Origin of the sequence: Mariniradius sediminis, from assembly GCF_021491425.1 — a bacterium.
In the GTDB taxonomy this organism is placed as follows: Bacteria; Bacteroidota; Bacteroidia; order Cytophagales; family Cyclobacteriaceae; genus Mariniradius; species Mariniradius saccharolyticus.
The window spans coordinates 1-24,475 of sequence record NZ_JAKEVZ010000016.1 but is presented as its reverse complement, the minus strand read 5'-3'; the positions used below and the strand labels follow the sequence as shown (position 1 = coordinate 24,475).

General features: G+C 46.5%; 22 protein-coding genes. 17 read left to right on the top strand and 5 right to left on the bottom strand.

The annotated features are described in order from the left end of the window. Window positions 1-27: 27 nt before the first annotated feature. Window positions 28-1,083, bottom strand: a complete 1,056-nt coding sequence (locus L0U89_RS17320; protein ID WP_234862668.1) for a quinone-dependent dihydroorotate dehydrogenase — start codon at window positions 1,081-1,083, stop codon at window positions 28-30. Window positions 1,084-1,369: 286 nt separating this feature from the next. On the opposite strand from L0U89_RS17320, the gene L0U89_RS17315 reads away from it, so the two are divergent. After that, complete coding sequence (locus L0U89_RS17315) at window positions 1,370-2,374, top strand: Kelch repeat-containing protein (protein WP_234862667.1); 1,005 nt, start codon at window positions 1,370-1,372, stop codon at window positions 2,372-2,374. 908 nt (window positions 2,375-3,282) lie between these two features. Here the strand turns inward: L0U89_RS17315 and rluF are convergent. Together rluF and xerD are read right to left on the bottom strand one after the other, a co-directional pair. Continuing rightward, window positions 3,283-4,008, bottom strand: coding sequence for a 23S rRNA pseudouridine(2604) synthase RluF (rluF, locus tag L0U89_RS17310; protein WP_234862666.1), 726 nt, complete (start codon window positions 4,006-4,008; stop codon window positions 3,283-3,285). A 266-nt stretch (window positions 4,009-4,274) separates the two neighbouring features. Next, window positions 4,275-5,177 carry a site-specific tyrosine recombinase XerD gene (gene xerD / locus L0U89_RS17305; RefSeq protein ID WP_234862665.1) on the bottom strand — a complete coding sequence of 301 codons (903 nt, stop codon included), beginning with the start codon at window positions 5,175-5,177 and terminating at the stop codon, window positions 4,275-4,277. A gap of 97 nt (window positions 5,178-5,274) precedes the next feature. Here xerD and aroQ point away from each other — a divergent pair, with 97 nt between their 5' ends. From aroQ to L0U89_RS17250, 11 genes are all read left to right on the top strand, one after another. Then, entirely contained in the window at window positions 5,275-5,691 is a 417-nt protein-coding gene (gene aroQ / locus L0U89_RS17300) for a type II 3-dehydroquinate dehydratase (RefSeq protein ID WP_008630008.1), read from the top strand. Between the two features lie 4 nt (window positions 5,692-5,695). Next, complete coding sequence (locus L0U89_RS17295) at window positions 5,696-6,751, top strand: aminotransferase class V-fold PLP-dependent enzyme (RefSeq protein ID WP_234862664.1); 1,056 nt, start codon at window positions 5,696-5,698, stop codon at window positions 6,749-6,751. A 2-nt stretch (window positions 6,752-6,753) separates the two neighbouring features. Beyond that, window positions 6,754-7,338, top strand: coding sequence for a MarC family protein (locus L0U89_RS17290; protein WP_234862663.1), 585 nt, complete (start codon window positions 6,754-6,756; stop codon window positions 7,336-7,338). Window positions 7,339-7,460: 122 nt separating this feature from the next. Then, complete coding sequence (gene rnhA / locus L0U89_RS17285) at window positions 7,461-7,925, top strand: ribonuclease HI (RefSeq protein WP_008630003.1); 465 nt, start codon at window positions 7,461-7,463, stop codon at window positions 7,923-7,925. Between the two features lie 9 nt (window positions 7,926-7,934). Beyond that, window positions 7,935-8,645: a tRNA1(Val) (adenine(37)-N6)-methyltransferase gene (locus tag L0U89_RS17280; protein WP_234862662.1), complete on the top strand. Its 711-nt coding sequence runs from the start codon at window positions 7,935-7,937 to the stop codon at window positions 8,643-8,645. Between the two features lie 86 nt (window positions 8,646-8,731). Further along, entirely contained in the window at window positions 8,732-10,207 is a 1,476-nt protein-coding gene (locus L0U89_RS17275; protein WP_234862661.1) for a Kelch repeat-containing protein, read from the top strand. A gap of 9 nt (window positions 10,208-10,216) precedes the next feature. Beyond that, window positions 10,217-12,616 carry a TonB-dependent receptor gene (locus L0U89_RS17270; protein WP_234862660.1) on the top strand — a complete coding sequence of 800 codons (2,400 nt, stop codon included), beginning with the start codon at window positions 10,217-10,219 and terminating at the stop codon, window positions 12,614-12,616. Between the two features lie 7 nt (window positions 12,617-12,623). Continuing rightward, complete coding sequence (locus L0U89_RS17265; protein WP_234862659.1) at window positions 12,624-13,691, top strand: DUF4249 domain-containing protein; 1,068 nt, start codon at window positions 12,624-12,626, stop codon at window positions 13,689-13,691. Between the two features lie 333 nt (window positions 13,692-14,024). Further along, window positions 14,025-15,389: a M16 family metallopeptidase gene (locus L0U89_RS17260; RefSeq protein WP_234862658.1), complete on the top strand. Its 1,365-nt coding sequence runs from the start codon at window positions 14,025-14,027 to the stop codon at window positions 15,387-15,389. Between the two features lie 44 nt (window positions 15,390-15,433). Continuing rightward, on the top strand, window positions 15,434-17,479 hold the full coding sequence (locus L0U89_RS17255) for a M16 family metallopeptidase (protein WP_234862657.1): 2,046 nt from the start codon (window positions 15,434-15,436) through the stop codon (window positions 17,477-17,479). A gap of 23 nt (window positions 17,480-17,502) precedes the next feature. Then, entirely contained in the window at window positions 17,503-18,234 is a 732-nt protein-coding gene (locus L0U89_RS17250) for a peptidase, M16 family protein (RefSeq protein ID WP_234862656.1), read from the top strand. Window positions 18,235-18,381: 147 nt separating this feature from the next. Here L0U89_RS17250 and L0U89_RS17245 read toward each other — a convergent pair whose 3' ends face one another. Both L0U89_RS17245 and L0U89_RS17240 read right to left on the bottom strand, forming a co-directional pair. Further along, complete coding sequence (locus L0U89_RS17245) at window positions 18,382-18,825, bottom strand: DoxX family protein (protein ID WP_234862655.1); 444 nt, start codon at window positions 18,823-18,825, stop codon at window positions 18,382-18,384. Between the two features lie 71 nt (window positions 18,826-18,896). After that, window positions 18,897-20,564 (bottom strand): M61 family metallopeptidase, encoded by a 1,668-nt coding sequence (locus L0U89_RS17240; RefSeq protein WP_234862654.1) that lies wholly within the window; start codon window positions 20,562-20,564, stop codon window positions 18,897-18,899. Window positions 20,565-20,698: 134 nt separating this feature from the next. On the opposite strand from L0U89_RS17240, the gene rpmH reads away from it, so the two are divergent. Genes rpmH through L0U89_RS17215 form a run of 5 tightly spaced genes read left to right on the top strand, consistent with a single transcriptional unit; the run spans window position 20,699 to window position 24,153 of the window. After that, window positions 20,699-20,857 (top strand): 50S ribosomal protein L34, encoded by a 159-nt coding sequence (gene rpmH / locus L0U89_RS17235; RefSeq protein ID WP_008629984.1) that lies wholly within the window; start codon window positions 20,699-20,701, stop codon window positions 20,855-20,857. A gap of 42 nt (window positions 20,858-20,899) precedes the next feature. Further along, on the top strand, window positions 20,900-21,271 hold the full coding sequence (gene rnpA / locus L0U89_RS17230; protein ID WP_008629982.1) for a ribonuclease P protein component: 372 nt from the start codon (window positions 20,900-20,902) through the stop codon (window positions 21,269-21,271). Between the two features lie 7 nt (window positions 21,272-21,278). After that, on the top strand, window positions 21,279-22,946 hold the full coding sequence (locus tag L0U89_RS17225; protein WP_234862653.1) for a S41 family peptidase: 1,668 nt from the start codon (window positions 21,279-21,281) through the stop codon (window positions 22,944-22,946). Window positions 22,947-22,951: 5 nt separating this feature from the next. Next, window positions 22,952-23,650 carry a tRNA (adenosine(37)-N6)-threonylcarbamoyltransferase complex dimerization subunit type 1 TsaB gene (gene tsaB, locus L0U89_RS17220; RefSeq protein ID WP_234862652.1) on the top strand — a complete coding sequence of 233 codons (699 nt, stop codon included), beginning with the start codon at window positions 22,952-22,954 and terminating at the stop codon, window positions 23,648-23,650. Continuing rightward, window positions 23,647-24,153, top strand: coding sequence for a DUF2480 family protein (locus L0U89_RS17215; protein WP_234862651.1), 507 nt, complete (start codon window positions 23,647-23,649; stop codon window positions 24,151-24,153). Before tsaB ends, L0U89_RS17215 begins: the two co-directional genes overlap by 4 nt. Window positions 24,154-24,475 lie beyond the last annotated feature (322 nt).

The window sequence follows — 24,475 nt, the reverse complement described above, 5'->3', positions numbered from 1 at the left end:
AAGCCTAACGCAGCAATGCAACAAATTCTATGCGAGGACCTTGTTCTTTTTGTAGTGTGCCGCAATTCCCTTCTTGATTTTTTTGATCAGGCTGGGTCCCTCATAAATCATGCCCGTGTAGACCTGCACTAGCGATGCGCCCGCTTCCAGCTTTTCGATGGCGTCCGTAGCCGAAAAAATCCCCCCGACACCGATGATTGGAAATGCACCGTTGGATTGGCTGTGGAGGTAGCGGATGACTTCCGTGCTGCGTTTGGCGAGGACCTTTCCGCTGACGCCTCCCGCGCCGATGGCTTCTACCGCACTCTTATCTGTTTTGAGCAAACTCCGGTCAATGGTCGTATTGGTGGCGATGACGCCGTCGATTTTGGTTTCCATCACGATCTCAATGATATCGTCGAGTTGTCCGACGGTGAGGTCGGGAGCGATTTTCAGGAGTATCGGCCTTGGATAATCCTTGCGTTTGTTGGCCTTTTTGACAGAAAGGAGCAGTTTTTTGAGGGGTTCTTTTTCTTGGAGGTCTCGTAGATTCGGCGTATTGGGGGAGCTTACATTGACGACAAAGTAGTCCACGTAGGGATACAGCGCCTCGAAGCAAATCAGGTAGTCTTCCTCCGCCTTTTCGTTGGGCGTATTTTTGTTTTTGCCGATGTTGCCACCGACGATGATATCCGATTTACGTTCCTGCAGGCGAATGGCTGCATCCTTCACCCCGCCGTTGTTGAAGCCCATGCGGTTGATAAGGGCAAGGTCTTGGGGAAGCCTGAAGAGCCTCGGCTTTGGGTTTCCCTCTTGGGGCTTTGGTGTGAGTGTCCCGATTTCGATAAAGCCGAATCCCAAGAGGTCCATTTCGTCGATGAGCTTGGCGTCCTTGTCAAAGCCTGCAGCTAATCCGACCGGGTTTTTGAACCGCAATCCAAACACCTCCCGCTCCAAAATGGGGTCGTCGTAGGCAAACTGCCGCTGGATTACCGTCCGCGCGAAGGGAAGGTTGAAGGTCCGTTTGATCCAGGCAAAAGTGAGGTGGTGCGCCTTTTCGGCGTTCATTTTAAAAAGCAGCGGCTTCAGGATGGACTTGTACACTTCTCGGAAAATTGATGTTGGGGTAAAATTAAGGTAAATCTATCTTTTCTTTGGGGATTAATTTGATTATCCATCTTTTTGATTTGAAAGTGTTTACTGATTTGGGAAATGGGGCGAATGTAGCGTGGAATTCCACGCTAAAATTTCATTCTTGTACTGTTTTTTTACTTGAAGAGGGTTTTGTTCCAAAGTCGATTTGGACTTCAAACTATTTATATAAAAAAAGGAACAAATGAATCCAAGATTTTTATTTTTACCTAATTTTTCAATTCTAAATAACTCAAATATGTACATGCGATTGGTTGTATTCTTTTTGGCTTTTGTTCTTTTTGCCTGCTCGGAATCGGCGGACCAAGATCCCAGCGATCCGGAAACAGAAATTGAAGCTGATTTCACTGGTTTAAGTGCAATACCCGGTTCAGGTCGCCGGAGCGCGTTTTCGTTTGCCATCGGCAACAAGGTTTATGTAGGTGCCGGATTTGGGCGTGACGCCTCGGGACAGACGTTTTTGGCGGACTTTTGGGAGTATGACGTGGCCTCAAACACATGGACCGAAAAAGCACCTTTTCCATTAGGGCGATTTTTTGGGCAGGACGCTTTTGCCTACAACGGCAAGGGATATGTGTTTTTTGGAGGCACAGTTGAGTGCAGTCGTCCGGAAGTGCCTTGCGATCATATTGAATACAACTATGTCCACGCCTACGATCCAGCCTCGGATACTTGGCAGCAGGTCGCGGACTTTTCATCCATTCCCAGCCTGCGGGACGGCCATGCAACACTTATCGGTGATAAGGTGTTTTTCGTTACCGATAAAAAGGCTTTCGAGATTAGTTTGCTGGACTTTAGCTACACTGAGAAACCGGCTCCCCCTGTATTCATCAATTTTGCGGCTTTTTTTAGAATTGATGATAAAATGTACTACACGACGGGTATGGATAGTGGACTTGGGAACAAGCGCTGTGTCAGCTACGATCTAGTTAACGGAACTTGGGAGATACTTCCCGATTTCCCGGAAAAGGGTAGATACGATGCGAGTGGGTTTGCGATGGACGGCTATGGCTACCTGATTGGAGGGAAGGAAAGTGACTTTTTTGGCAAAAACCAAAGGTTTCGCGACATTTGGCAGTTTGAGCCAAAGGGAAAGACTTGGAAGAAGATCGGTGACTATCCGGGAAGTGGGTTTACGCTGAAAGTGCTTGAAGTCCTTGGAGAAAAGGTCTATCTCGGTCTCGGCGACGAAGGCAACGGGCTGACTTTCGGGAGCGACTGGTGGGTATTGGAAATGAAGTGAGGATGGGGTGGATTTTACTCAATTTCGACAAATCGTTCTATTGTGGGCGGTTTGGAAAAAGGATCAGAATTAAACTATATCTGATATTTGCATTTATCACGCAATAGACGCTAGCAGGAAAGGTTTAATTCGCCAATAGAAAATAATGATCGGGAAAAATGATGAGAAATCTGTTGATATTTGCTTGTCAGGCTGTCCTTTTTAGTCTACAGTAATTTGCCCAGACAGACACAAACGCAGAGGATATTTTTCACCTGCAAGTTTATTTGGATCGAAAAAACGTCGTTGCAAACACGACGATCGGATATGCCAAGGATCACAGGAGGTATTTGGAGTTCAAATCCTCGGTTCGCCTTGATATTGATTCATTGAGAATATCATCGTCTCCTAGCGGGATGGACGATTTTGTTACATTCTTCTACTCGGATTTGAAGAATGTAGAATACAATTTTTCAGACTTCGATCAACAAGATCAGCTGCTTAGTCTTTTCCATGGTCCTAATACCGAGATGGTCTTGGCGCTAAACCGAAAAACAGGCCTAGCCTATCGCATATCAGGGTTTAATGGCAATGATATGGTTGATTTTTTAAATGATTTCATTGAACATCATGAAAAGCTATATGGACGTAGATTGAACACAAGGAGTTTTTTTCGCAGCTTCAAAGTAGACGGAATCGACCTTAAATGCATTTACAGAGCTGCAAGGCGGGTCCCTAATTTTGGAGACAGATTTCCTTGTCTAATGAGTACAAGTGAGCCCTTCAAAATTGGATAGATTGGATTTGGGGAAATGGCGAAAGATATTCCTGGCTTTAGCCAAATAGCGTAAAATCGAATCATCACCTGCCACAAAAGCCCAAACCTCTGGATGGCGAGTCTTCTCAAAAAAATTGCAGAGAGATTAGCATCAATCATGCGTCTTTGAGGAATCGGAAACCATGAGGTTGATTTGTTTCATTTCGTTTGGGGAGAGGTCCCTCCATTTGCCGATGGGAATATCCAAGCGGATATTCATGATGCGGATGCGTTGCAGCTTCACGACTTCATAGCCGAGGTATTCGCACATACGGCGGATTTGTCGGTTGAGTCCTTGGGTCAGGATAATGTTGAATACCTTAGGGCCGAGCTGTTTGACTTGGCATTTGTTGGTCATGGTCCCGAGTATGGGAATGCCGTTGGACATTCGTTCGATAAACTCCCCGTTGATGGGCCTGTTGACCGTCACCACGTATTCCTTTTCGTGGTTGTTTTTTGCGCGTAGGATTTTGTTGACGATGTCCCCGTCGCTGGTGAGGAAAATCAATCCTTGGCTGTCTTTGTCGAGGCGGCCAATGGGGAAAATCCGCTTGGGGTGCTTGATGTAGTCGATAATGTTGTCGCGTTCGGACTTGACGTCCGTGGTGCAGACGATGCCAACGGGCTTGTTGAATGCGATATAAACGTGCTGCTCTGTTGGTTTGGAAATCAATCTGCCGTTGACGCGGACTTCGTCGCCCGGGTGGATTTTGGTGCCCATTTCGGGTACCTTGCCGTTGATGGTCACGCGGCCTTCCTCGATGAGTTGGTCGGCAGCCCTTCTGGAACAAAAACCGACTTCACTCAGGTATTTATTGATTCTTGTTCCCTCGGACATGGGTTGGGATTGATTTTTTGACCAAAGTTTGTGGAAGCGATCGGAAGTAACCGTGAAGCATTGATCGGGTTCCCCTTTTCAAAAGTAGGAAAAATTGATTTTCACCCTAAGAGAAAGTAGGATGTAACATTTGGTTCTAAAAAAATCGCAAACGCTCTTTCCTCAATTATGGAAAGATTTCCCTCGGCGATCACCGAAAGAAACACCCTGCTACTGCCAACTGATCAAGCTTCTGCCAACTGAACTCTGCCACTGCATCCAAAAACCTACTTCCTGGGATGGAACTCGTTCAGTACCTGCCTCAGGTAATCCCTATCGAGATGGGTGTAGATCTCGGTGGTAGTGATGCTTTCGTGTCCCAGCATTTCCTGTACGGCACGCAGGTCGGCACCACCTTCGATGAGGTGGGTGGCGAAACTGTGCCGGAAGGTGTGCGGGCTGACGTTTTTCTTGAGCCCGATACTCTCAACCTGTTTTTTGATGATGAGAAATACCATCACCCGGCTGAGTTTTTTGCCCCTTTTGTTGAGAAAGACAAACTGTTCGTGGCCTTTGGCAGGCTGGACATGGACGCGGACCTCGTCGAGGTAGATGCGGAGGTACTTCAGGGCATCCCGGCCGATGGGGACGAGGCGCTCCTTGTTGCCCTTGCCGATGACCCGCAGAAAGCCGATGTCGGCGAAGATTTGGCCGGTCTTGAGGTCCGTGAGTTCCGATACCCGGAGACCCGAACTGTAGAGGATTTCGAGCATGGCGCGGTTGCGGTGGCCCTCGGGGCTGCCGAGGGGGATGCTCTCGAGGATATCGTTGATTTCGTGGAAGCTGAGGGTATCGGGGAGTTTGCGGCCGAGTTTGGGTGCTTCGAGGAGTTGGGCGGGGTCTTCGCGGATTTTGTCCTCGTACATCAGAAACCTGTAAAAGGCCTTGATGCCCGACACGATGCGGGCTTGGGTATATTCCGAAATCTCCAATTCGGCGAGGCTATTGACGAAATAGCGCAGGTGTTCGAGTTTGGCAGTCGTAGGATGCACATCCGGGAAACTCGACTCCATGTAGCGGCTGAGCTTCTCGATGTCCTGTGTATAGGCCAGGATGGAATTTTCGCTGAGCGATCTCTCCAATTTGAGGTGGTGCTGGAATTGCTTCAGGAGTGAAGTCCATTGGGACATGTTGGCGCTGGTTTTGGAATTTAAATCTAAGGTCGGGAAAGTAGAAAAAGAAATCCTTCCTTAACTTTGGCGACCGTAACCACTCCCAACCATTACCTTGAAAATCATCATCATCAACGGCCCCAACCTCAACCTGCTGGGCAAGCGCGAGCCCGAAATCTACGGCAGCAGGTCCTTTGAGGACTATTTTGCCGAGCTGCGGGCGATGTTTCCGCAGGTCGACCTGCACTATTTCCAAAGCAATGTCGAAGGCGAAATCATCAACAAGCTCCATGAAGTGGGGTTTTCGTATGATGCGATTTTGCTGAATGCGGGCGGCTATACCCATACTTCGGTAGCGATTTCGGACGCGATCGCAGGCATCAAGACGCCCGTATTGGAGGTCCATATTTCCAATATCTACAAGCGGGAGGAGTTTCGCCACAAAAGCATCATCACCAAGGAATGCGTGGGGATGATTTCGGGCTTGGGCCTCAGAGGTTACGAATTAGGAATCCGCTATTTTATCCCATAGTTACATGTTGACTTTTGCACCGGGACCTTCCAAGGTCTATGACAGCCTCCCCCGCTACATGCAGGAGGCTTACGAGAAAGGTATTTTGAGCGCCAACCACCGCTCATCCGTTTTCATGAATCTGTATCAGGAGACCGAGACCCTGATGCGGGAGAAGCTGCATATGCCGGCCGATTACAAGCTGCTTTTCACTTCCTCTGCCACGGAAAATTGGGAAATCATCAGCCAATCCATCGTACAGTCGGCGGGTTACCATATTTTCTCGGGATTTTTTGGGAAAAAATGGTACGAGTACGCCAAATACATCGAGCCGAAAACCTTTGCGCACAAGCTGGATGCCGACCAAACGGTTGACGTGGCGAATTTGCATATCGGCGAGGAGTTTGACTTGATCGCGATAACACAAAATGAAACTTCCAATGCCACCCAAGTGCGGATGGAGACCATTGCGGCGATTGCAAACAAGTATCCCGAAAAGATGATTGCGGTGGATACCACATCTTCCATGGCGGGGATTGAGTTGGACTTTGGCTTGGCTGACATTTGGTATGCCTCGGTACAGAAGTGCTTTGGCTTGCCCGCAGGCTTGGGTATTTTGATCATTTCCCCAAAAGCCGTACAAAAAGCCGCGGACAAGGGCGAGAAGGGCCGCTACAACAGCCTGAATTTTATGCTGGAAAATGCCGCGACCTATCAGACGCATTACACGCCCAATGTTTTTGGGATTTACCTTTTGTACCGGGTGCTGCAGGATATGCCCGAGATCCAGCATATTGATCAAAAGACCAAAGCTCGGATGCGGAAATTGGAAGATACGATTGCCAATACCGCCAGCATGCGAATGCTGATCCAAAATCCCGAGGCCCGCAGCAGCACTGTCATGGCAGTGAGTGGCAAGGAGGAATTTATTGCCCAGGTAAAGAAAGAAGCGGAGAAAGCGGGCATGCAGCTCGGTGGCGGCTATGGACCATTGAAGCCGACCAGTTTCCGCATTGCCAACTTCCCCGCCATCACCGATGCGGAGTTTGACAAATTGATTGCCTTTCTGAAGAAATACTGAGCATGCTGAGCCTGAAGGAGATATTTTCCGTGACCTTGATACTGTTTTCGGTGATCGATATTTTGGGCTCCATTCCCATCATCATCAATCTCCGCAAAAAGGTCGGCCATATTCAATCCGGAAAGGCAACCATTGCCGCGGGTCTGCTGATGATCCTTTTCCTTTTCTTGGGTCAATCCATCCTCAAGCTGTTCGGGATTGGGGTGGATGACTTTGCGATAGCGGGAGCCTTGATCATTTTTGCCTTGGGGGCAGAGATGATTTTGGGAATCGAGCTGTTCAAGCCGGACCCGGAGGCGAGTACGACGAGCGCGAGTATTGTGCCGATTGCATTTCCGCTGATCGCGGGGGCTGGGACTTTGACGACGATTTTGACCCTCAAGTCTGAGTATACCCAGGCCAATATTGCCATTGGGATTGTGATCAATTTGGCTGTTGTATATGCCGTTTTGAAAAGTACCAACTGGCTGGAGCAGAAGCTAGGCAAAACCGGTTTGGATGTGTTGCGCCGAATTTTCGGCATCATCCTGCTATCCATTGCGATCAAGATTTTCAAGAGCGCGATGTTTTCGGGGGAGATGATTTAGGTGTCCGGAATTGTCGGATGCTTGATGTGTCATCAAAAATTTTCGGAACCTCTTTTAGGCCCCTATTTCTTGGTACTTTGTTCTTCGTACTTCGTACATAAATCCATACTCCAAACCCACCCATGATCACCATCTACACCGACGGCGCATCCAAAGGCAATCCTGGACCGGGAGGATATGGGGTCGTGATGATCTACAAGCAGCACCGGAAGGAGCTTTCGGAAGGCTTTCGCTTGACCACCAACAACCGTATGGAGCTGCTTGCCGTGATCCGCGGATTGGAGGCGCTGAAAGTCAGGGATATTCCGGTGACTATTTTTTCCGACAGCAAGTACGTCGTAGATGCGGTAGAAAAGGGTTGGATATGGAGCTGGCAGAAAAAGGGCTTTCAGGGAAAGAAAAACCCTGACCTTTGGAAGCACTACATCACGCTGCATGTGCGGTTCAAGCCGAAGTTTATTTGGGTCAAAGGCCATGCGGGACATCCAGAGAATGAGCGCTGCGACCAACTTGCCGTGGAGGCTGCAAGTCAGGCCAATCTTCCCCCTGACGAAGGCTACGAGAAGGAAGATTCTTCACTCTTTTAAGAAGCCCGCATGTCCAAGCCTTTCCGATTCAAACAATTCCAAATCCATCACGACCGATGTGCGATGAAAGTCGGCACGGATGGGGTGCTGTTAGGGGCTGTGGCGGGCACGGGATCACCCAACCGGATTTTGGATATCGGCACGGGTACTGGCCTGGTTGCCTTGATGCTTGCCCAGCGATTTCCCACCGCGAGGATCGAGGCGGTAGAGATCGATGAGTCTGCCTTTTTGCAGGCAAAGGAAAATGTGGTAGGAAGTCCATGGGATGATCGGGTACACGTTTGGCACACCCCTTTCCAAGATTTCGCAAAAGCATGGGAGAAAACCTTTGACCTGATAGTCAGTAATCCGCCTTATTTTCCGAATCACCTACTTTCTGTCGATCAAAAGCGGAATCTGGCTTTGCACCAAGAGCGCTTGGATTTTGATGCTTTGGCGGATGGTGTCACAAAGCTTCTTGGCGAAACGGGAGTTTTTTGGGTGATTCTTCCACCCATACAAATGGTTTCTTTGGAAAGTGAGTTGCAAAAAAGGGGTCTTTTCCCATTTTTTTTGTTGGAAATTTGTGATCAGCCCCAAAAGAGGAGCCACAGGCGGATTCAGGGTTTTTCTTTTTTGGATCGGGGCTTTGAAAGCAGGATCATTTCAATCAAGGACACTGAGGGGATTTATTCCAAAGAATATTCTGATTTGTTGCGTGATTTCCTCATCATATTTTAGTTTTTAGAAAGCAATCGGACCCCCTATTTGATTTTTTTTGAATAATTATTCCTTTATTTTTGGCGGCTGCGTATAGCATCTAGTAAATGAATAAATTCAGGTTTACTCCCGTCATCATCTTATTTGTCCTTTTGGGATTGTTTAATGCCTGTCAAGAGGAGGTCGATTTTGAGCCTTCCTTGCTTACGGAGGAGGTTTTGTTCCTAAGTGGAGAAAGGGTAAGGCTATTGGGGAGGGTGATCACCAACCAAAATATCGAGGCTTCCGACCACGGTTTCCAAGTTTCGGAATCGGAGCAGTTTTCCCAACCGATTGTAATCTCTTTAGGCGAAAGAACTGGTCCCGGCAGGTTTATCGGAGAAACCGGGGGCCTTAAGGCAGGGACCAGGTACTATGCCAGAACTTATCTGAAGACTGGTTCAGGGGAGATATTTGGAAATGCGATCACATTGGAAAGCCTGGTTCCTGCTGCTTTGGTCATGGCTCCCAACAATGGTAAATCAGGAATTGAAGTTTCCATTTCGGGAAGGAATTTCACTTCCGACACGGAAGTTTTCTTCGGACCCAATAGGGGGCAGGTGTTAGGAATAGACTTTGAATCAAATATTCGGGTAATCGTCCCGGCGCCTACGGTGAGTCCGGTCGTGCAGGTGCGTGTCGTCAGTCAGGGCAGGGAAATGGTGCTTCCGCAGCCTTTTGAATATACCACGGGTAAGTTTTCGACAATCGGTGTTTTCCCGGAGGGCTTGCGTCTGTTTGAGAACGTCGCACTTCAGGAAGGCCGTGATTTTTATGTGGGTTTGGGTAACCTGACCCAGGGATCGGCCCAAAACCTCAACAACCGGTTTTGGAAATATGACTTCGGTTCCGGTACTTGGAATGAAGTGTCTTTTCCTGGGGGCAATCATTTAAGGGCATTTTCCACTGGGAAATATTTTGGAGGCGGTTCGTTGAGTTTTTCTATCAACCCTGGCAGCGCTACTTTGGATTTTTGGAAACTCGAAAATGGCGCATTTGTGAAATTGCGTGATCTTCCCCGGCCCGCTTATTGGGCTGCGGCATTTGAGACTGCAGACGCTGTGTTTGTTTTGGGTGGAGGTTTTGGCGCAGAGAAGGAAGTCCTAAAATACTCCAAGTCTACTGATACTTGGACGAGGATCAATGATGCCCCCATTTCAATCAATCTCAACGTGATGAACTTCCATTACCAAGGCAAGCAGTATTTCATCGACCAAGTCAGCAAAGGGCTGTATGAATTCAATCCAGCTAATGAGTCATGGAATGTGGTGAGTGTCTATCCGGGTGTACTCACAAATATAAGGGGATTTGGCTTGACCATCGGAGACCTTGCTTACGTCGGAATGGAAAACCGCTCCGAACAGGTTTGGGAACTTGACCTGCGTACGATGAATTGGGTGGCCAAGAATGATTTCCCTGGACTTGCCCAAGGGCAAAATGTGGGTGCTTTCCAGGATTCCGGCAACATTTATATCCTTAGAAACGGGGAGATTCAGGTGTCAGGTCCCATGCAGTTTTGGGTTTTTGATCCGAGGGGCTTTTAACGATACGATATGAGAAAATATTTACTCCTTCTGGTGCTTTTCTCGGTTTGCCATTTGACTGCGTACAGTCAACAGAAAACCGTCATTGGTCGCGATATTGGCCAGCTGAAGGATATCAAGATCGGTGGCCGTCTGACGGACCAAATCACCGGAGAGGCGTTGGTAGGCGCTACCGTCACGGTCAGAGAACTTAACAAAACCGAGGTGACGAACACAAACGGGAGCTTCAACCTTGTCTTGGATCGTGCTGAGTATATCCTTGAAATCAGGTATGTGGGCTACGAAACAATCATTTACCCTTTTGTGGCCGTCGGAGATGGTCGGATTACCCTGACGATGATCCAAGAGGATTTTGATTTGGATGATGTGGTGGTTTTTGGTTCGGATCCAGAGAAGAACATCCGGAGTACGGAAATGGGAGCCGTCAGCATCAACATGAATACGCTGAAGGAATTGCCTCCTTTTTTGGGTGAAGTGGATATAATTCGATCGATCGCGACCTTGCCTGGTGTTAGCCAGGCGGGCGAAGCATCTTCGGGACTCAATGTCCGTGGAGGTGGCGCCGATCAAAACCTGATACTTTTCGCGGGGGCACCTGTGTACAACCCATCCCACTTGTTTGGCTTGTTTACGGCTTTTAATCCGGATATGGTCAATGAATTCACACTTTACAAGGCGATCATCCCAACCAAATTTGGTGGGCGTGGTTCCTCGATCCTCGATATCACGCCAAGGTCGGGTAGCCTGGATCGCTGGGGAGGAGACCTCATGGTCGGGACAGTTTCCGGCAAAGCCTCGTTGAACGGCCCGATTATCAAAAACCATCTTTCCGCCAAGGTAGGCTTTAGAGGTTCATATATCAATTGGTTGCTAAACTCACTCAACAATCCTGATTTGCGTTCCTCCAATGCCAACTTCAACGACATGAATGGGATCCTTTACGGGGAAATTAATGAAAACCACAACGTCACGTACAGCTTCTACAGAAGTTACGATGATTTCGCTTTGGCCTCGGATACCACTATTTCGTGGACCAATATGAGCCATACCTTACGCTATCAGGGCAAGTTTGGAGAGCGGACCAATCTGGATATTATCGGGTTTTACACAGAATACGATTTTTCCATTTTCAACAAATCCGGTATCAACAACTTCGACCTGCAGTCCGGTATCCAAGATTTGGGATTGAGGTTGAATTTTACCTACAATTTGGGAGAGCGGAACAAGATTTCATTTGGTGCTGATTCGAAACAAATCACGATCAGGCCAGGAGATTTGATTCCGCTGCCGAGTGATGGCGAATCGAGTGTACTGCCCCAAAGTGTCCAAAATGAGTTTGGCCGGGAATCTGGAGTGTATGCACAGCACGAATTGGAGTTTGGTGAAAAATTTGGGATATCCTACGGTTTGCGTTATGATTTTTACCAATACTTTGGCCCTCGAACGGTCCGGGAATACGCTCCAAACCTGCCAATTAGCAATGGGACGGTGATTGGGGAAAGAACCTACGGGGACGGGGAATTGATCCAATCATATGATGGCCTCGGCCCAAGGGCTTCATTCAGGTATTCCTTCGATTCCAAGACCTCCATCAAGGGTGGCTATAACAGGATGTACCAGTTTATCCACCTGATTTCCAATACCGCTACCATTGCGCCCACGGATGTTTGGAAGCTAAGTGACCAATTCTTCAAGCCACAGATTGTGGACCAGCTTTCGTTGGGTGTGTACAAGAACTTCAAAGGAAACATCTTTGAAACCTCAGTGGAAGTGTATTACAAGGACATCCAGAATGTAATTGATTATAAGGACGGCGCTAGGCTACTGCTACAAAACAACCTCGAAACGGAGATTATCCCGGGACAGGGAAAAGCCTATGGCGCGGAGTTTTATGTAAAGAAAAACCTGGGCAGGACGACAGGTTGGGCGAGTTACACGTATTCCAGGACCTTTCGACGTGTGATCACCCCCTTTGAGGAGGAAATCGTCAACGACGGCGAATGGTATCCGGCAAATTTTGACAAACCCCATGACCTCACGCTGATCGGAAATTACAAGCTGGCAACCAACGCTTCTTTTTCGGCCACATTCTCCTACAGCACAGGTCGCCCTGTTTCGTTTCCGGAAGCCAAGTTCGACTTTGCAGGCAACTCACTTGCCTATTTCCCAAATAGAAACTTGCAGCGCTTGCCGGATTTTCACCGTCTGGATATTTCATTCAATTTCAAGCTGAAGGGCAAAGGCCTTTTCTATCAAGGAGATTGGACCTTTGCGATCATGAACGTGTATGGAAGAAAGAACCCATATTCGATCTTCTTTGCAGACCAGCCGGGTTCACCGCCACAGCCATACCGATTGGCGATCTTGGGCGTCCCACTTCCAACTTTAAGTTATTCGGTAAAATTCTGATAGGACGATGTTGAAGAGATCACTTTATATATTGCTTTTGTTTACGCTTTCCTGTATCGACCCCTATAAGGTAGAGATTCCCGAAGGCGAACAACTCTTGACGGTCGAGGGCTTTATTACCAATGAACCCGGACCACATTTGATTCGCTTGACAAGGTCCGATACTTATGGAAGTGTATTTGAGGGCTTGATTAGGCCAGTAACCGAAGCGAAAGTCGCTTTGAGGGACAGTGAAGGCAACGTTACGTTTCTTTCTGAGGAAGTGGAAAGAGGTTCCTATTTCACTCCGGCAGGATTTCAGGTGCAGGTAGGGAGAAGTTACATCCTCCAAATAGAGCTTCAGAATGGGAAGACCTATTCCTCGTTGCCGGAGATCGCCAATAGTGTTCCCCAGATTGATTCGCTCTCCTATGAATCTGTCCGAACGTTTACCAGCGATCGGCTGAACGACAAAGTAGGCACCCAGATTTATGCGTATTTCAAGGATCCGAGCGATCAGACCAATTTTTACTATTGGAGATCCGGTCCAGGCGATTATGTGTTGGTTGCCAACCCGGAACTTTATACACTTCCTCCGACCCATCCGACCAATCCAAGAGGTCCAGCGCCGAAGGATTGCTGCGAAATATGCTTCGCCAAAGAAAATTCCAGGATACAGAGTTTTGCGATAGCAGCCGATGAGAGTTTCAATGGTTTGTCACAAAAAATTCCTGTTGCCTACATACAGGATGATGGATTGAGATTCAAGCGTACCTACAGGACTGAGATTCTCCAGATGGCTGTGTCCCAAGAGGCCTATCGGTTTTTGCGCTTAGTGCAGCAGCAAATCAACATTACCGGAAGCGTTTTTGACCAGCCGCCTGCCAATATTCGCGGTAATATCATTGGTCTGACCGATCCGGACGAAGTTGTCTTGGGCTATTTCATCGTGGCATCCGTGAGTCGTATGCCGCTTTATATCGAAAGTTCAAGGCTTTCTGAATCCATCACTCCGAGGATTATCCCCGATGACTGCCTCACCGTTCCCGGCGCGACGCTCGACCCACCTCCCTATTGGAATCCTCCAAGAGACTAGCAAAGGATTCTGGTGGATTATTTCACTAGTAAGACTCTCAGACAAAATCTTGGAAATATTGGTCGGGGATTTTCGGTGAAGGGGTCCATGGGACAAAACCAATCATGATGTAAGATCCTCCGATCCTCGATTTGTAGCCTGTGGTTACAGGATAAATCATGAATCTTGGATAATTGTCGGTTTCCAAAGCAGTTTCTCAACCTGAAACGAATTGCCTCTAGGAGGATTTGATACCTTTTATCCATAACCCGAAATCGGCATTTATCCGCAAATCGCGAAACAAACTCCAAAGAATATAGTATTTATGTAACGGAAATAACCAAATAAACTATCATGAGAAAGTTTACCTTTTCAATCTTACTAGTGGCCGTGCTGTCCTTGTCCGCCTTGGCCCAGAACAAAATCGAGTTCAAGGAAATTACACTGGACAATGGCCTTCATGTGATCCTACACCAAGACAACACGACACCGATAGTGGCGGTGTCTGTGCTTTACCATGTGGGTTCCAAGAACGAGAATCCGAATAGGACTGGCTTCGCGCACTTCTTCGAACACTTGCTGTTTGAGGGGACAGAAAACATCGGTCGGGGCGAGTATATGAATAAAATCCAGGCAATCGGTGGTACGCTGAATGCATTTACCTCCAACGACATTACCTATTACTACGAGATCGTTCCTTCCAACCAGTTGGAGACTGCATTGTATATGGAATCCGAGCGCATGCTGCATCCAAAAATCGATCAGATCGGTGTGGATACGCAGCGTGAGGTAATCAAGGAGGAAAAAAGGCAAAGCTATGATAACCGTCCCTATGGGACGATTTTGCCCGAAACCATGAAGAGGGCATACAACGTCCATCCATACAAATGGCCAGTAATCGGGTCCATGGAGCATTTGGATTCTGCGCGTTTGCAGGAATTCATGGATTTCCATAAGTCCTATTATGTGCCCAACAACGCCGTGTTGACTGTAGCGGGAGACATAGATTATGCGCAGGCAGAAAAATGGGTAAGGGCTTATTTTGAGGAAATTCCATCCGGACCACAGGCATTCTTTAGGCCAAACGTCACCGAACCAAAGAAAACCGCGGAAGTACGTGACGTGATTTACGACAACATCCAAATACCAGCAATCATCCAAGCCTACAATTTGCCTCCGAAAAACCATCCGGATTCGTATGCTTTGTCCATGCTTTCTACATACCTCACCGGCGGCAACTCTTCGCTCATGACCAAGGAACTTGTTGACAAACAACAAAAAGCCTTGGCCGTAGCAGCGATACCACTCGACCTTGAGGATGGCGGTGTATTTATCATGTATGGCATCGCCAACATGGGAGTGGAACCCAAAGCCTTGGAAGGTGAGATCGATGCGTTGCTGAGAAAAGTGCAGCAGGAGGGCGTTTCTGACAAAGACTTCCAAAAACTCCAAAATATCATCGAAAACAACTTGGTGATAAAAAACAGTTCGATGGCAGGCATTGCCCAGAACTTGGCCCAGTCCCGCGTATTCTTCGGTGATGCCAACTACATCAATGAGGAGATGAAACATTATGGTAAAGTGACCGCGGAAGACCTGAAGCGTGTCGCGAACCAATACCTCAGCCTCGACGGGAGGGTGGTGTTGTATTACATGCCAAAGTCCGCGCAAGCCCCTGAAACTCCAGCGGGTGCTGCAATCAAATCCAACTCCAATTGATTATCGAAGCTTGTCTGACATTGAATCAACTAATTCCAGAAATCATGAAAAAGTTAATCATATATCTTTTTGTTGTCTTATTGGTCCAGACATCTTGGGCACAAGTGGACAGATCAACTTATCCGCCAGCTGGTCCCGCCCGTGAGATCAAACTCGGTGACGCGCATTCATTTACGCTTCCCAATGGGCTGAAAGTATTTGTTGTGGAAAACCGCAAATTGCCACGTGTTGCCTTTTCTCTGGTCCTTGACAGGGATCCAATCATGGAAGGCGATAAGGCGGGAATGTCGGGCATGGTCGGCGAAATGTTGACCGGCGGCACAAAAAACCGCTCCAAGGACCAATTGGATGAAGAAGTGGATTTTATCGGAGCCAGTCTTAGCGCCAGCTCTACATCAATATTTGGTTCTGCCTTGAAAAAACACCAGGAGAAGGTTTTGGAGTTGATGACGGATGTTCTCTACAACCCGACATTCCCACAAGCTGAATTGGATAAATTGAAAAAGCAGGCAATCTCCGGCTTGGCGGCAAGCAAGGATGACCCCAACGCGATTTCATCCCGGTTGGCATCCGCTCTCAATTTTGGCAGGAACCATCCTTATGGCGAAGTTGAGACCGAAGCTACCATTGGAAACATCACCGTTGAAGATATTAAGGCTTACTACAATACTTATTTCAAGCCCAATATCGCCTACCTCGCAATCGTCGGTGACATCAATAGCCGCGAGGCAGAGGCTTTGGTGAAAAAGTATTTCAGTAAATGGGAAAAAGGAACTGTCCCTAACCATCAATATGCAATGCCAAAGCTTCCGGAAAAAAACATGGTCGCGTTGGTAGACAGATCGGCTTCCGTGCAATCTGTCGTGGAGGTGACCTACCCTATGGAAATGAGCCTCAGCCATCCTGATTATATCGCAACCCGCCTTCTCAACTACATCTTGGGTGGCGGTTCATCTTCCCGATTGTTTATGAATTTGAGGGAAAAAAGAGGGTTTACCTATGGCGCGTATTCTTCGATCGGTGCGGATAAACTGGTGGCAACTTTCTCCGCCGAAGCTTCTGTGAAGCAAGTGGCGACTGACTCAGCAATCAACGAGTTTATCTATGAAATCCGCAACCTGAGGGATAAAGGTGTGGATGCCACCGAATTGGAAAACGCCAAAGCAACCCTCAGCGGTTCTTTTGGCCGGTCTCTCGAAAGCCCTTCCACCATTGCCAATTTTGCAATCAACACCGAGCGCTACAAGCTCCCAAAAGATTTCTACGCCACCTATTTGCAGCGTCTCAACGCACTGACAGTGGATGATATCAATGCAGCTGCAAAAAAATACCTGAAACCTGACAATATGTACATCACTGTAGTCGGCAACGGTGCGGTGATCGAAAAGAGCCTTGCGGCATTTGGTGAAGTTTCCAAATTCAACAACATGGGCAACCCAGAAGTACAGGTGGCCATGGACGCCAATGTCACCGTGGACCAAGTTATCGAAGTGTATTTGAATGCTATCGGCGGCGAACAAAAAGCAAGTGCAATCAAAACTTCCCGCATGGAGTCAGTCGCTGAAATTGGGACCACAAAACTGAATTTCGTCATGGCCTATGACGAATCCAATCATGCGTATGCCAACAAAGTGATGGTCATGGGAAATGTTGCAATGAACACAGTCATCAAAAACGGAAAGGGCACAATGACTCAAATGGGCCAGCCTTCCAGGGATCTCAACGACCAGGAATTGGACGCGATGAAGATGTCTATGTTCATCATTCCAGAGTTGCACTATGAAGATATGGGCTACACGCTCGAACTCGACGGGATCAAAGATGTGGAAGGCGATCAAGCCTACAAGGTGATCGTTAAAAACCCGACTGGAAATTCACAGGTTAACTATTACAGCGTATCCACGGGGTTGAAAGTGAAATCCGAAAATGGAGAAGCGGGTGAGACTTATCTTTCAGATTATCAAGAAGTGGAAGGGGTTAAGTTTCCCATGACGATGACAATCAAATCCCCCATGCTGCCTGTTCCGATGGCTGCAAAGGTGGAGAAACTCGAATTGAACAAGCCCATTTCAGAAGAAGAATTCAAATAAAAACCAAAAACCATCCGTATCGCATGAAAAAATCCCCATCGCTTTTTCTAGCTCTTGCTTTGCTTGTAGTTAGTCCCGTTTCTAATGCAGCGACCAAAACTGCCTCATTTGAAACCGTCATTGTACACAATTTGAACGATCCTGAGCAGATTATTGCAAAGTATATCGAAGCGGTTGGAGGTAAGTCAAAAACTGACAAAATCAAGAACTCCACGATGGTTATGGAAGCTGAGTTCCAAGGGATGTCCATCGTCATCAAGGCGATAGCGGATTCCGAAAATAGTCGCATGGTGCAAGAGACCACCGTAGCGGGTAATTTGGCGTCAAAGACAATCTACAAAGACGGTAAGGGAATCGTCCTTGCGGGAGGCCAGCAACAAGAGCTTCCTTCCGAAATGGCAGAGGCCTTGAAAGCACAGACTTACGCATTTCCGGAATCGAGATACAAAGAGTTTGGATACACACTTGCTTTGGATGGCACAGAGACTATCCAAGGAGAGGAAGCCCACAAGCTTTCTATCACAACTTCTGCAGGTAATGTGACGACTGAGTATTACTCCGTTGCCACTGGGCTGAAATTGATGACGAAATCAGATGCGGCGGGAGAGATCACATATTCTGAATATAAAGATTATGATGGAATGAAGTTCCCAAGTCTGATCATCATCAAGAGTCCGATGCTTCCCGTGGAGTTGCAGACGAAGTTGGTGTCATTAACATTCAATCAACAACTCTCCGAAGCTGATTTCAATTGAAAAAGTTTAGAAGCTTTAGCTCAGGTTTTACGATTGGGGTCTGAATTGACGCCGTTTTCAAATATATTCCAAACCAAAAAGCCTCCCCTCATCGGGAGGCTTTTTGGTTTTCGGCAAATGATTTTTTTTTTGTGAGTATTCGGACTTTTATTCATTTGGATGCTGTTTCATCCACCGATCCACAGAAAATTTTCCTGATCCAAAGAACAGAATCACGCACAACAAGACAAGTACGACTAGTGAAAATGCAAATTCCATGTTGTTGATCGTAGAAAGAAATCCTTCTTTGATATTCACGAAAAATACCGCGCCTATCAAGATTGGGATCTGAACAATAACAGCAATTCGCGTTAGCAGTCCAATGGCAATCAATAGTCCACCTACCAAATGTGCAAAGGCCACATAATGTGCCAAGGCCATATTGAAGAATGCGATATCTGCATTTTGGGTCATCTGCATCAAGACGTCAACGTTGGAGACAAATAAGACACCCTTGTAAAGGATAAATAAACCTAAAGCCACACGGATGAAATCAATCCATTTTGGATGATGGGAATCCGCCCAAGTTTCGATTTTGGATACGGTGTTCATTTTTTCGTCTGGTTTGATTGATGGAAAAAGTTACGAAAAAATGATTCAAAAAATTGAAAATCAGGATATTATTAATTTATCCAAAGCTTTTGCTTGTCAGGATTTGAGAATTTTTGAAGCTTGAAAACAGGAAAGAATCCAACGTTTTCTGCATGTAATTTTACGCTTAACTTTCTTCCCCCACGTATGAGATTGATCGTAATTTCAGATTTGGTGTTTCCTTGCAATCTGGACTCTTCCAATCCCCCTATAGATTCAACAAGGTCTCTAATCATGACCAATTGATATGCTTGGCTCTCGGGATGCACATCGAAGACTTCCTTGGATTCGCTTATCCTGATTCCAAAGTCTGCAGTCAAGAGATCTGGATTGGGTTCTTTTTGAAGTGAAATGCCGACGGTAGAAAGCTGTTGTTCCAAATAGGGAAGAAGATCTTCCCTGCCTCGGACGATTTTTTCCAAGAAACCATACAACTCTTTTTCGCTATCTGTACCTTCCAACAAAAACTGTTCAAAATCTGCAAGGGTATATCCAATCCTATTCTTCCCAAATTTTTCCCACATCTGCCGCATCACAATCGCCAAACTGCTCCCCTGTTCCAAGAGCATCAAGTCCAAACAAAGTGAAATTAGTGCCCCTCTGTTGTAGATACTTACTTTTTTGTTTGGAATGCCCGGTTTGTAGCCGTCGAGCCAAAGGTCAAAGCTGGATTCGACGATCGATTGGTTTTTCCAGCCAAAACTGTCAAATTCTTTTTGGATTTGGGTTTTCAGGTTTTCCAGATATTCATCCAGCGTAAAATATCCGGATCGCAAAAGATAGATGTCCCCAAAATAGGTCGTCACCCCTTCCATCACCAGCCCGGATTCCAAATAGGTTTCTTTGGATAAGTCGTATGGAAGAAGTTCTTTTGGACGAATGCGGCAAACATTCCAAAAGTGGTAGAGCTCATGAGAACTCACTCCAATCAATTCATCGATTTGGCTTTTTTCAACCAAACTGCCAGCGGGTCCAAATGTGATGACCGTAGAATATGCATGCTCCACACCGTGATAATGCCTATAGGGAAGCAATTGGAAAATGAAGTAGTAATCGCTTGCCGGGAATTGTCCAAAATCATCGATCTGTTTCTGTGTGAATTTTTTGAACACATCTACCAAGACGCTCGCGTCAAGATGGATTTGGCCGTGAAACCAAAGGTGGAACACTGTCCCGTCGATCTGATAGGAACAATGCGTCAATGATGCTGCGGCCAATAATGGGCTATCCATCAAATGCAGGAAGGTGTCGGCAGACCAGATGAATTTTCCACGAGGGGGAAGCGCAGTCGCTGCGATATAGTTGTCAGGTAGGTCTATACTTACCAAAACCACTTCCTCCTCGCGCCCTTTGACCTCGAAACAAAAATTACTGAAATTCAGGTAGAGCTGCTCATCGTCCGACCAGCAACCCCCTGCGTCCATTTGGTTGCAATAGTATTGATAGGTAACGGAATACGCTCCGGGTTCATTGGCTTCAAATTCCCAACGATCCTTGCTTGTTTTTTTCCATTCAACGCTTTTTTCGCTAATCCTGACAGAGAAGTTCCGAACCTTTTGTGCGTAGTTTGCCAACTCGTACCGCCCAGGACGCCATGCTGGAAGCTGCAGGCATATGCATTCATTTCTTTCGCAGTGAATGCTCAGCGTGATTTCTATGTATTGGGATGGGATTGAACTACGTGTGATGAAGTACTCCATGAGCCTTTATATTCCAAACAAAAGTAAGACCACCGTTTGTAAATAAAAAAATGGGTTCTATCTTTGCGTTCCTTTTGGTGGGGCATCCTCCGAAATGAATCAAAAGATACGGAAATCAATAAAAGCATACAGTCATGAAAAGAACATTCCAGCCTTCTCGTAGAAAAAGAAGAAACAAGCACGGTTTCAGGGAAAGAATGTCCACAGCCAACGGCAGAAGAGTGTTGAGGGCAAGAAGGGCAAAGGGTAGACATAAACTCTCAGTTTCTTCCGAGAAAACGCTGAAAAAGTAATCTGGCCTTGATTTTCGTATATCATACGTCAATTCATATGCCATGACTTACGGGTTTTCCAAAGGCGAACGTTTGCATTCCCAAAAATTGATCAAGGAACTTTTTGACAAAGGTTCCTCTTTTTTTTTATTCCCCTTCAAGGTGTTGGTTTTGAATGTCCCCTCTGAAATAATTGGAACCAACCAGGCTCTATTTTCCGTTTCGAAGAAGAAATTCAAAAAGGCCGTGGACAGGAATTTGGTAAAGCGGAGGATGCGTGAGGCCTATCGCCTTCACAAGCACCTCATACCAGCAACCGAGCCCGACAAAAAATTAATCGCCTTTATTTACGTTTCCTCAGATATACTTACCTTTCAAACCATTGAAGCAAAAATGCTGAAGGTACTTACCAGCCTTTCCCCAAAAAGTAATTGATTTTCGCATGAAACGATTTATGACTAGAAAAAACATCTCCATTGTACTGGTAATTCTGACCCTTGGCCTCCTTTTTTCGTTTGCGGCAAAAAATGACAAGCTTTTTAAGATCGCTAAAAACCTGGACATTTTTGCTTCGCTTGTGAGAGAGTTGGATTCCTATTATGTCGATGAGATTGACGCGGATGAGTTGGTCCCCGTCGGGATCAACGCGATGTTGAATGAACTGGACCCATACACCGAATTTATTCCCGAGGAAAATTCCGATGACTTTCGCCTTTTGACCACGGGCGAATATGCAGGTATCGGAGCTTTGATTGGCAACAGGGTGGGATCGAATATGATTCTGATGCCTTACAAGGGCTTTCCTGCTCAAGTAGGCGGACTCAGGATCGGGGATAAGATATTGAAGGTGGATACAGTAATGGCAACCAACTTGCCTACCTCGGAAATTTCCAAATTGCTTAAAGGGCCTGCCAATACCTCGGTTTTCGTTCAGGTAAAACGGGGAGATGATACAATTTCAGTGGATCTAATGAGGAAAAAGATCGTCATTTCCAATGTCCCGTACTATGGCAAATTGGACGAAAATACAGGTTATATCAAGCTTTCCGATTTTACTACCAATGCCGGTTCGGATGTGCGAAAGGCATTGGTCGATCTTAAGTCCCAAGGAATCACAAGGCTCGTTCTTGACGTACGTGACAATCCAGGAGGAATACTCAACGAGGCTGTTGATATCGTCAATCTCTTCATTCCAAAAGGAAAAGAAGTGGTAAGGACCATTGGCAAGCTTCAAAGCGCCAATGTCACCTACAAAACCACTAAAGCGCCACTGGATAAGGATATTCCCTTGGTAGTGCTGATCAACGAACGAAGTGCTTCTGCAGCCGAGATTGTGGCCGGCGCACTTCAAGATTATGATAGAGCGGTTTTGGTTGGCAGGAAAACGTTTGGAAAAGGGCTCGTACAGACAACGGTCCCGCTTTCGTACAATGCGCAGGTGAAGGTTACGACCGCGAAGTATTATATCCCGAGTGGGCGCTGTATCCAGGCGATTGATTACAGCCGAGAGAAAAGAGATGAAAACGGGAATTCCAATTCTATCCCAGATTCTCTGCGGAGAGAATTCAAGACCAAAAATGGCCGTATCGTATTGGATGGTGCGGGGATTGAACCGGACGAAGCGGTCGGATCAAAATCCTATGCGCCGATTACCTATAGCCTGGTGGGTCGGGATCTCATTTTTGAATACGGGAATAATTTTTTCCTCGAAAATAAGGAAATTGGCAACCCAAGGAGTTTTGTGGTAAGTGATGTAGTTTACAATGATTTCGTCAAATGGTTGGAAGGAAAAGAATACGATTACACTACCTATGTGGAAAAGTCTTTGGATGACCTTGAAAAGTATGCGAAGCGGGAGAAATATTTCGACGAAATCAAAGGCACGATCGAGGACCTGCGCAAGAAAGTAAGCCATAATAAAGAGCAGGATTTGATAACATTCCAAGGTGAAATCCGGGAAGCATTGAGAGAGGAGTTGGTTTCTAGATACTACTTCCAGGAAGGCGTGATCGAAGCTTCGCTCGTAGATGACAGCGAAATTAAGGCAGCTATGGGCATATTGTCTAACCCGGCCAAGATGTCTGGAATCCTTACTGCATCAGCCAAGTAGGCGAAATGCATCAAGCCGTTACCATATTGTCCATTGAGACAGCCTCTCAGATCTGCTCGGTAGCGTTACACAGAGATGGCGTTCTTTTGGGGCATTCTGAGTTAAACATCGAGAATGCCCACGGTGCAAAACTACTGCGTTTGATCGAAGGACTTTTTTCGGAATTGTCAATGAATATTGCCCAAATACAGGCTGTGGCTGTGTCTGCGGGACCAGGTTCTTACACCGGGCTAAGAATTGGTGTTTCCACGGCAAAAGGAATATGTTTTGCGCAGGATATACCATTGATTGGCGTTGATACCTTAGAGGCTATGGCTTGCCAAGTAACTAAATCTGTCGATCCGGTGTCTTACATAATCCCGATGCTGGATGCGAGGCGTAGGGAAGTCTACACGGCGGTGTTTGGTTCGGATGGGTGTGTACTGAAGCCTTCCCATGCCCTTATTGTGGACACCAACCCATTTTTGGATTTGTTGGAAAGTGGCAAGATATACTTTGTCGGTGATGGTGTAGAAAAACTTAAAACGGTTTTGGGCCACGCCAACTCAGTTTTTATGGAAGGGCGGAATTCCGCGATTGGTGTTGGGGTTTTGGCGTACAAGAAATATTTGGACGGAAAATTTGAAGACCTGGCATACTTCGAGCCGAACTACTTGAAGGAGTTCAGAGTTATCGCTTCGAAGAAAAATCCTTTGGAAATATGAATGAAATAGTCAATCGTGTGGCAAATAGTCCGATCGTTACCATTGATTTGGAGAAGTTTTATAGTCCACTTAGTAGGTATCAGTTTGACATCAAGGATTATCTTTATCAAGGGCTTGTTCTCAGGGAAGCTGAATTTAGGGACGCCTTGAGGGAATTCGAATGGAGTAAATTCGAAAATGGATGTGTGGCTGTATTTTGCAGTGTAGATGCAATTGTGCCCAATTGGGCCTTTATGTTGGTCGGAACTTACCTTGGTAAATTGGGGATTGAATATGTAGTTGGCGATATGAATGCTTTGGAGCAGTATTTGTTTGAAAAGGCATTTACAAAGATTGATATTGAAATCTATCGGAATAGACCGGTTGTTGTGAAGGGGTGTAGCAAGGTTGCTGTCCCTCTATATGCATATGGCAGGATATTATCATTATTGCAGCCTGTTGCCAGATCTATCATGTATGGAGAGCCTTGCAGCACCGTGCCGCTTTACAAAGTTGGGAAATAGGTTTTTTTGGATTTCAATTTCATTTTCTGGCTTTTTCATTTGCTTATCTTGCTTTCGACTCTTACATTTGAAGCCCATTTGAGAAAATTTTTGCGTCATTTGCAGGATTTTCCCAAAGCGGTAAAGATCATTTGATTTAATTGCAAAAAAATATTGACCAGGCATTGTTGTTGAAATAAATTCAATTACCTTTGCGGTCGCTTTCTGGGGGAGTAGTTTCCCGGCATTTCCCGTGGTTGATCCGCGGGGAGAAGTTCATTGAAACGATGAGGATGGAACGGATTGCTTTTGGGAGCGGTCCGGTAGGATAATAATGGTACGT

Excerpts from the sequence above, each read along its gene's own strand:
- L0U89_RS17260 (WP_234862658.1), top strand. The coding sequence starts at position 14,025 with ATGAGAAAGTTTACCTTTTCAATCTTACTAGTGGCCGTGCTGTCCTTG.
- rnpA (WP_008629982.1), top strand. The coding sequence starts at position 20,900 with ATGACTTACGGGTTTTCCAAAGGCGAACGTTTGCATTCCCAAAAATTG.
- rluF (WP_234862666.1), bottom strand. The coding sequence starts at position 4,008 with ATGTCCGAGGGAACAAGAATCAATAAATACCTGAGTGAAGTCGGTTTT.
- L0U89_RS17250 (WP_234862656.1), top strand. The coding sequence starts at position 17,503 with ATGAAAAAATCCCCATCGCTTTTTCTAGCTCTTGCTTTGCTTGTAGTT.
- L0U89_RS17255 (WP_234862657.1), top strand. The coding sequence starts at position 15,434 with ATGAAAAAGTTAATCATATATCTTTTTGTTGTCTTATTGGTCCAGACA.
- L0U89_RS17225 (WP_234862653.1), top strand. The coding sequence starts at position 21,279 with ATGAAACGATTTATGACTAGAAAAAACATCTCCATTGTACTGGTAATT.
- L0U89_RS17240 (WP_234862654.1), bottom strand. The coding sequence starts at position 20,564 with ATGGAGTACTTCATCACACGTAGTTCAATCCCATCCCAATACATAGAA.
- L0U89_RS17275 (WP_234862661.1), top strand. The coding sequence starts at position 8,732 with ATGAATAAATTCAGGTTTACTCCCGTCATCATCTTATTTGTCCTTTTG.
- L0U89_RS17290 (WP_234862663.1), top strand. The coding sequence starts at position 6,754 with ATGCTGAGCCTGAAGGAGATATTTTCCGTGACCTTGATACTGTTTTCG.
- L0U89_RS17270 (WP_234862660.1), top strand. The coding sequence starts at position 10,217 with ATGAGAAAATATTTACTCCTTCTGGTGCTTTTCTCGGTTTGCCATTTG.
- L0U89_RS17215 (WP_234862651.1), top strand. The coding sequence starts at position 23,647 with ATGAATGAAATAGTCAATCGTGTGGCAAATAGTCCGATCGTTACCATT.
- L0U89_RS17280 (WP_234862662.1), top strand. The coding sequence starts at position 7,935 with ATGTCCAAGCCTTTCCGATTCAAACAATTCCAAATCCATCACGACCGA.
- rpmH (WP_008629984.1), top strand. The coding sequence starts at position 20,699 with ATGAAAAGAACATTCCAGCCTTCTCGTAGAAAAAGAAGAAACAAGCAC.
- L0U89_RS17265 (WP_234862659.1), top strand. The coding sequence starts at position 12,624 with ATGTTGAAGAGATCACTTTATATATTGCTTTTGTTTACGCTTTCCTGT.
- xerD (WP_234862665.1), bottom strand. The coding sequence starts at position 5,177 with ATGTCCCAATGGACTTCACTCCTGAAGCAATTCCAGCACCACCTCAAA.
- tsaB (WP_234862652.1), top strand. The coding sequence starts at position 22,952 with ATGCATCAAGCCGTTACCATATTGTCCATTGAGACAGCCTCTCAGATC.
- L0U89_RS17315 (WP_234862667.1), top strand. The coding sequence starts at position 1,370 with ATGTACATGCGATTGGTTGTATTCTTTTTGGCTTTTGTTCTTTTTGCC.
- rnhA (WP_008630003.1), top strand. The coding sequence starts at position 7,461 with ATGATCACCATCTACACCGACGGCGCATCCAAAGGCAATCCTGGACCG.
- L0U89_RS17295 (WP_234862664.1), top strand. The coding sequence starts at position 5,696 with ATGTTGACTTTTGCACCGGGACCTTCCAAGGTCTATGACAGCCTCCCC.
- L0U89_RS17245 (WP_234862655.1), bottom strand. The coding sequence starts at position 18,825 with ATGAACACCGTATCCAAAATCGAAACTTGGGCGGATTCCCATCATCCA.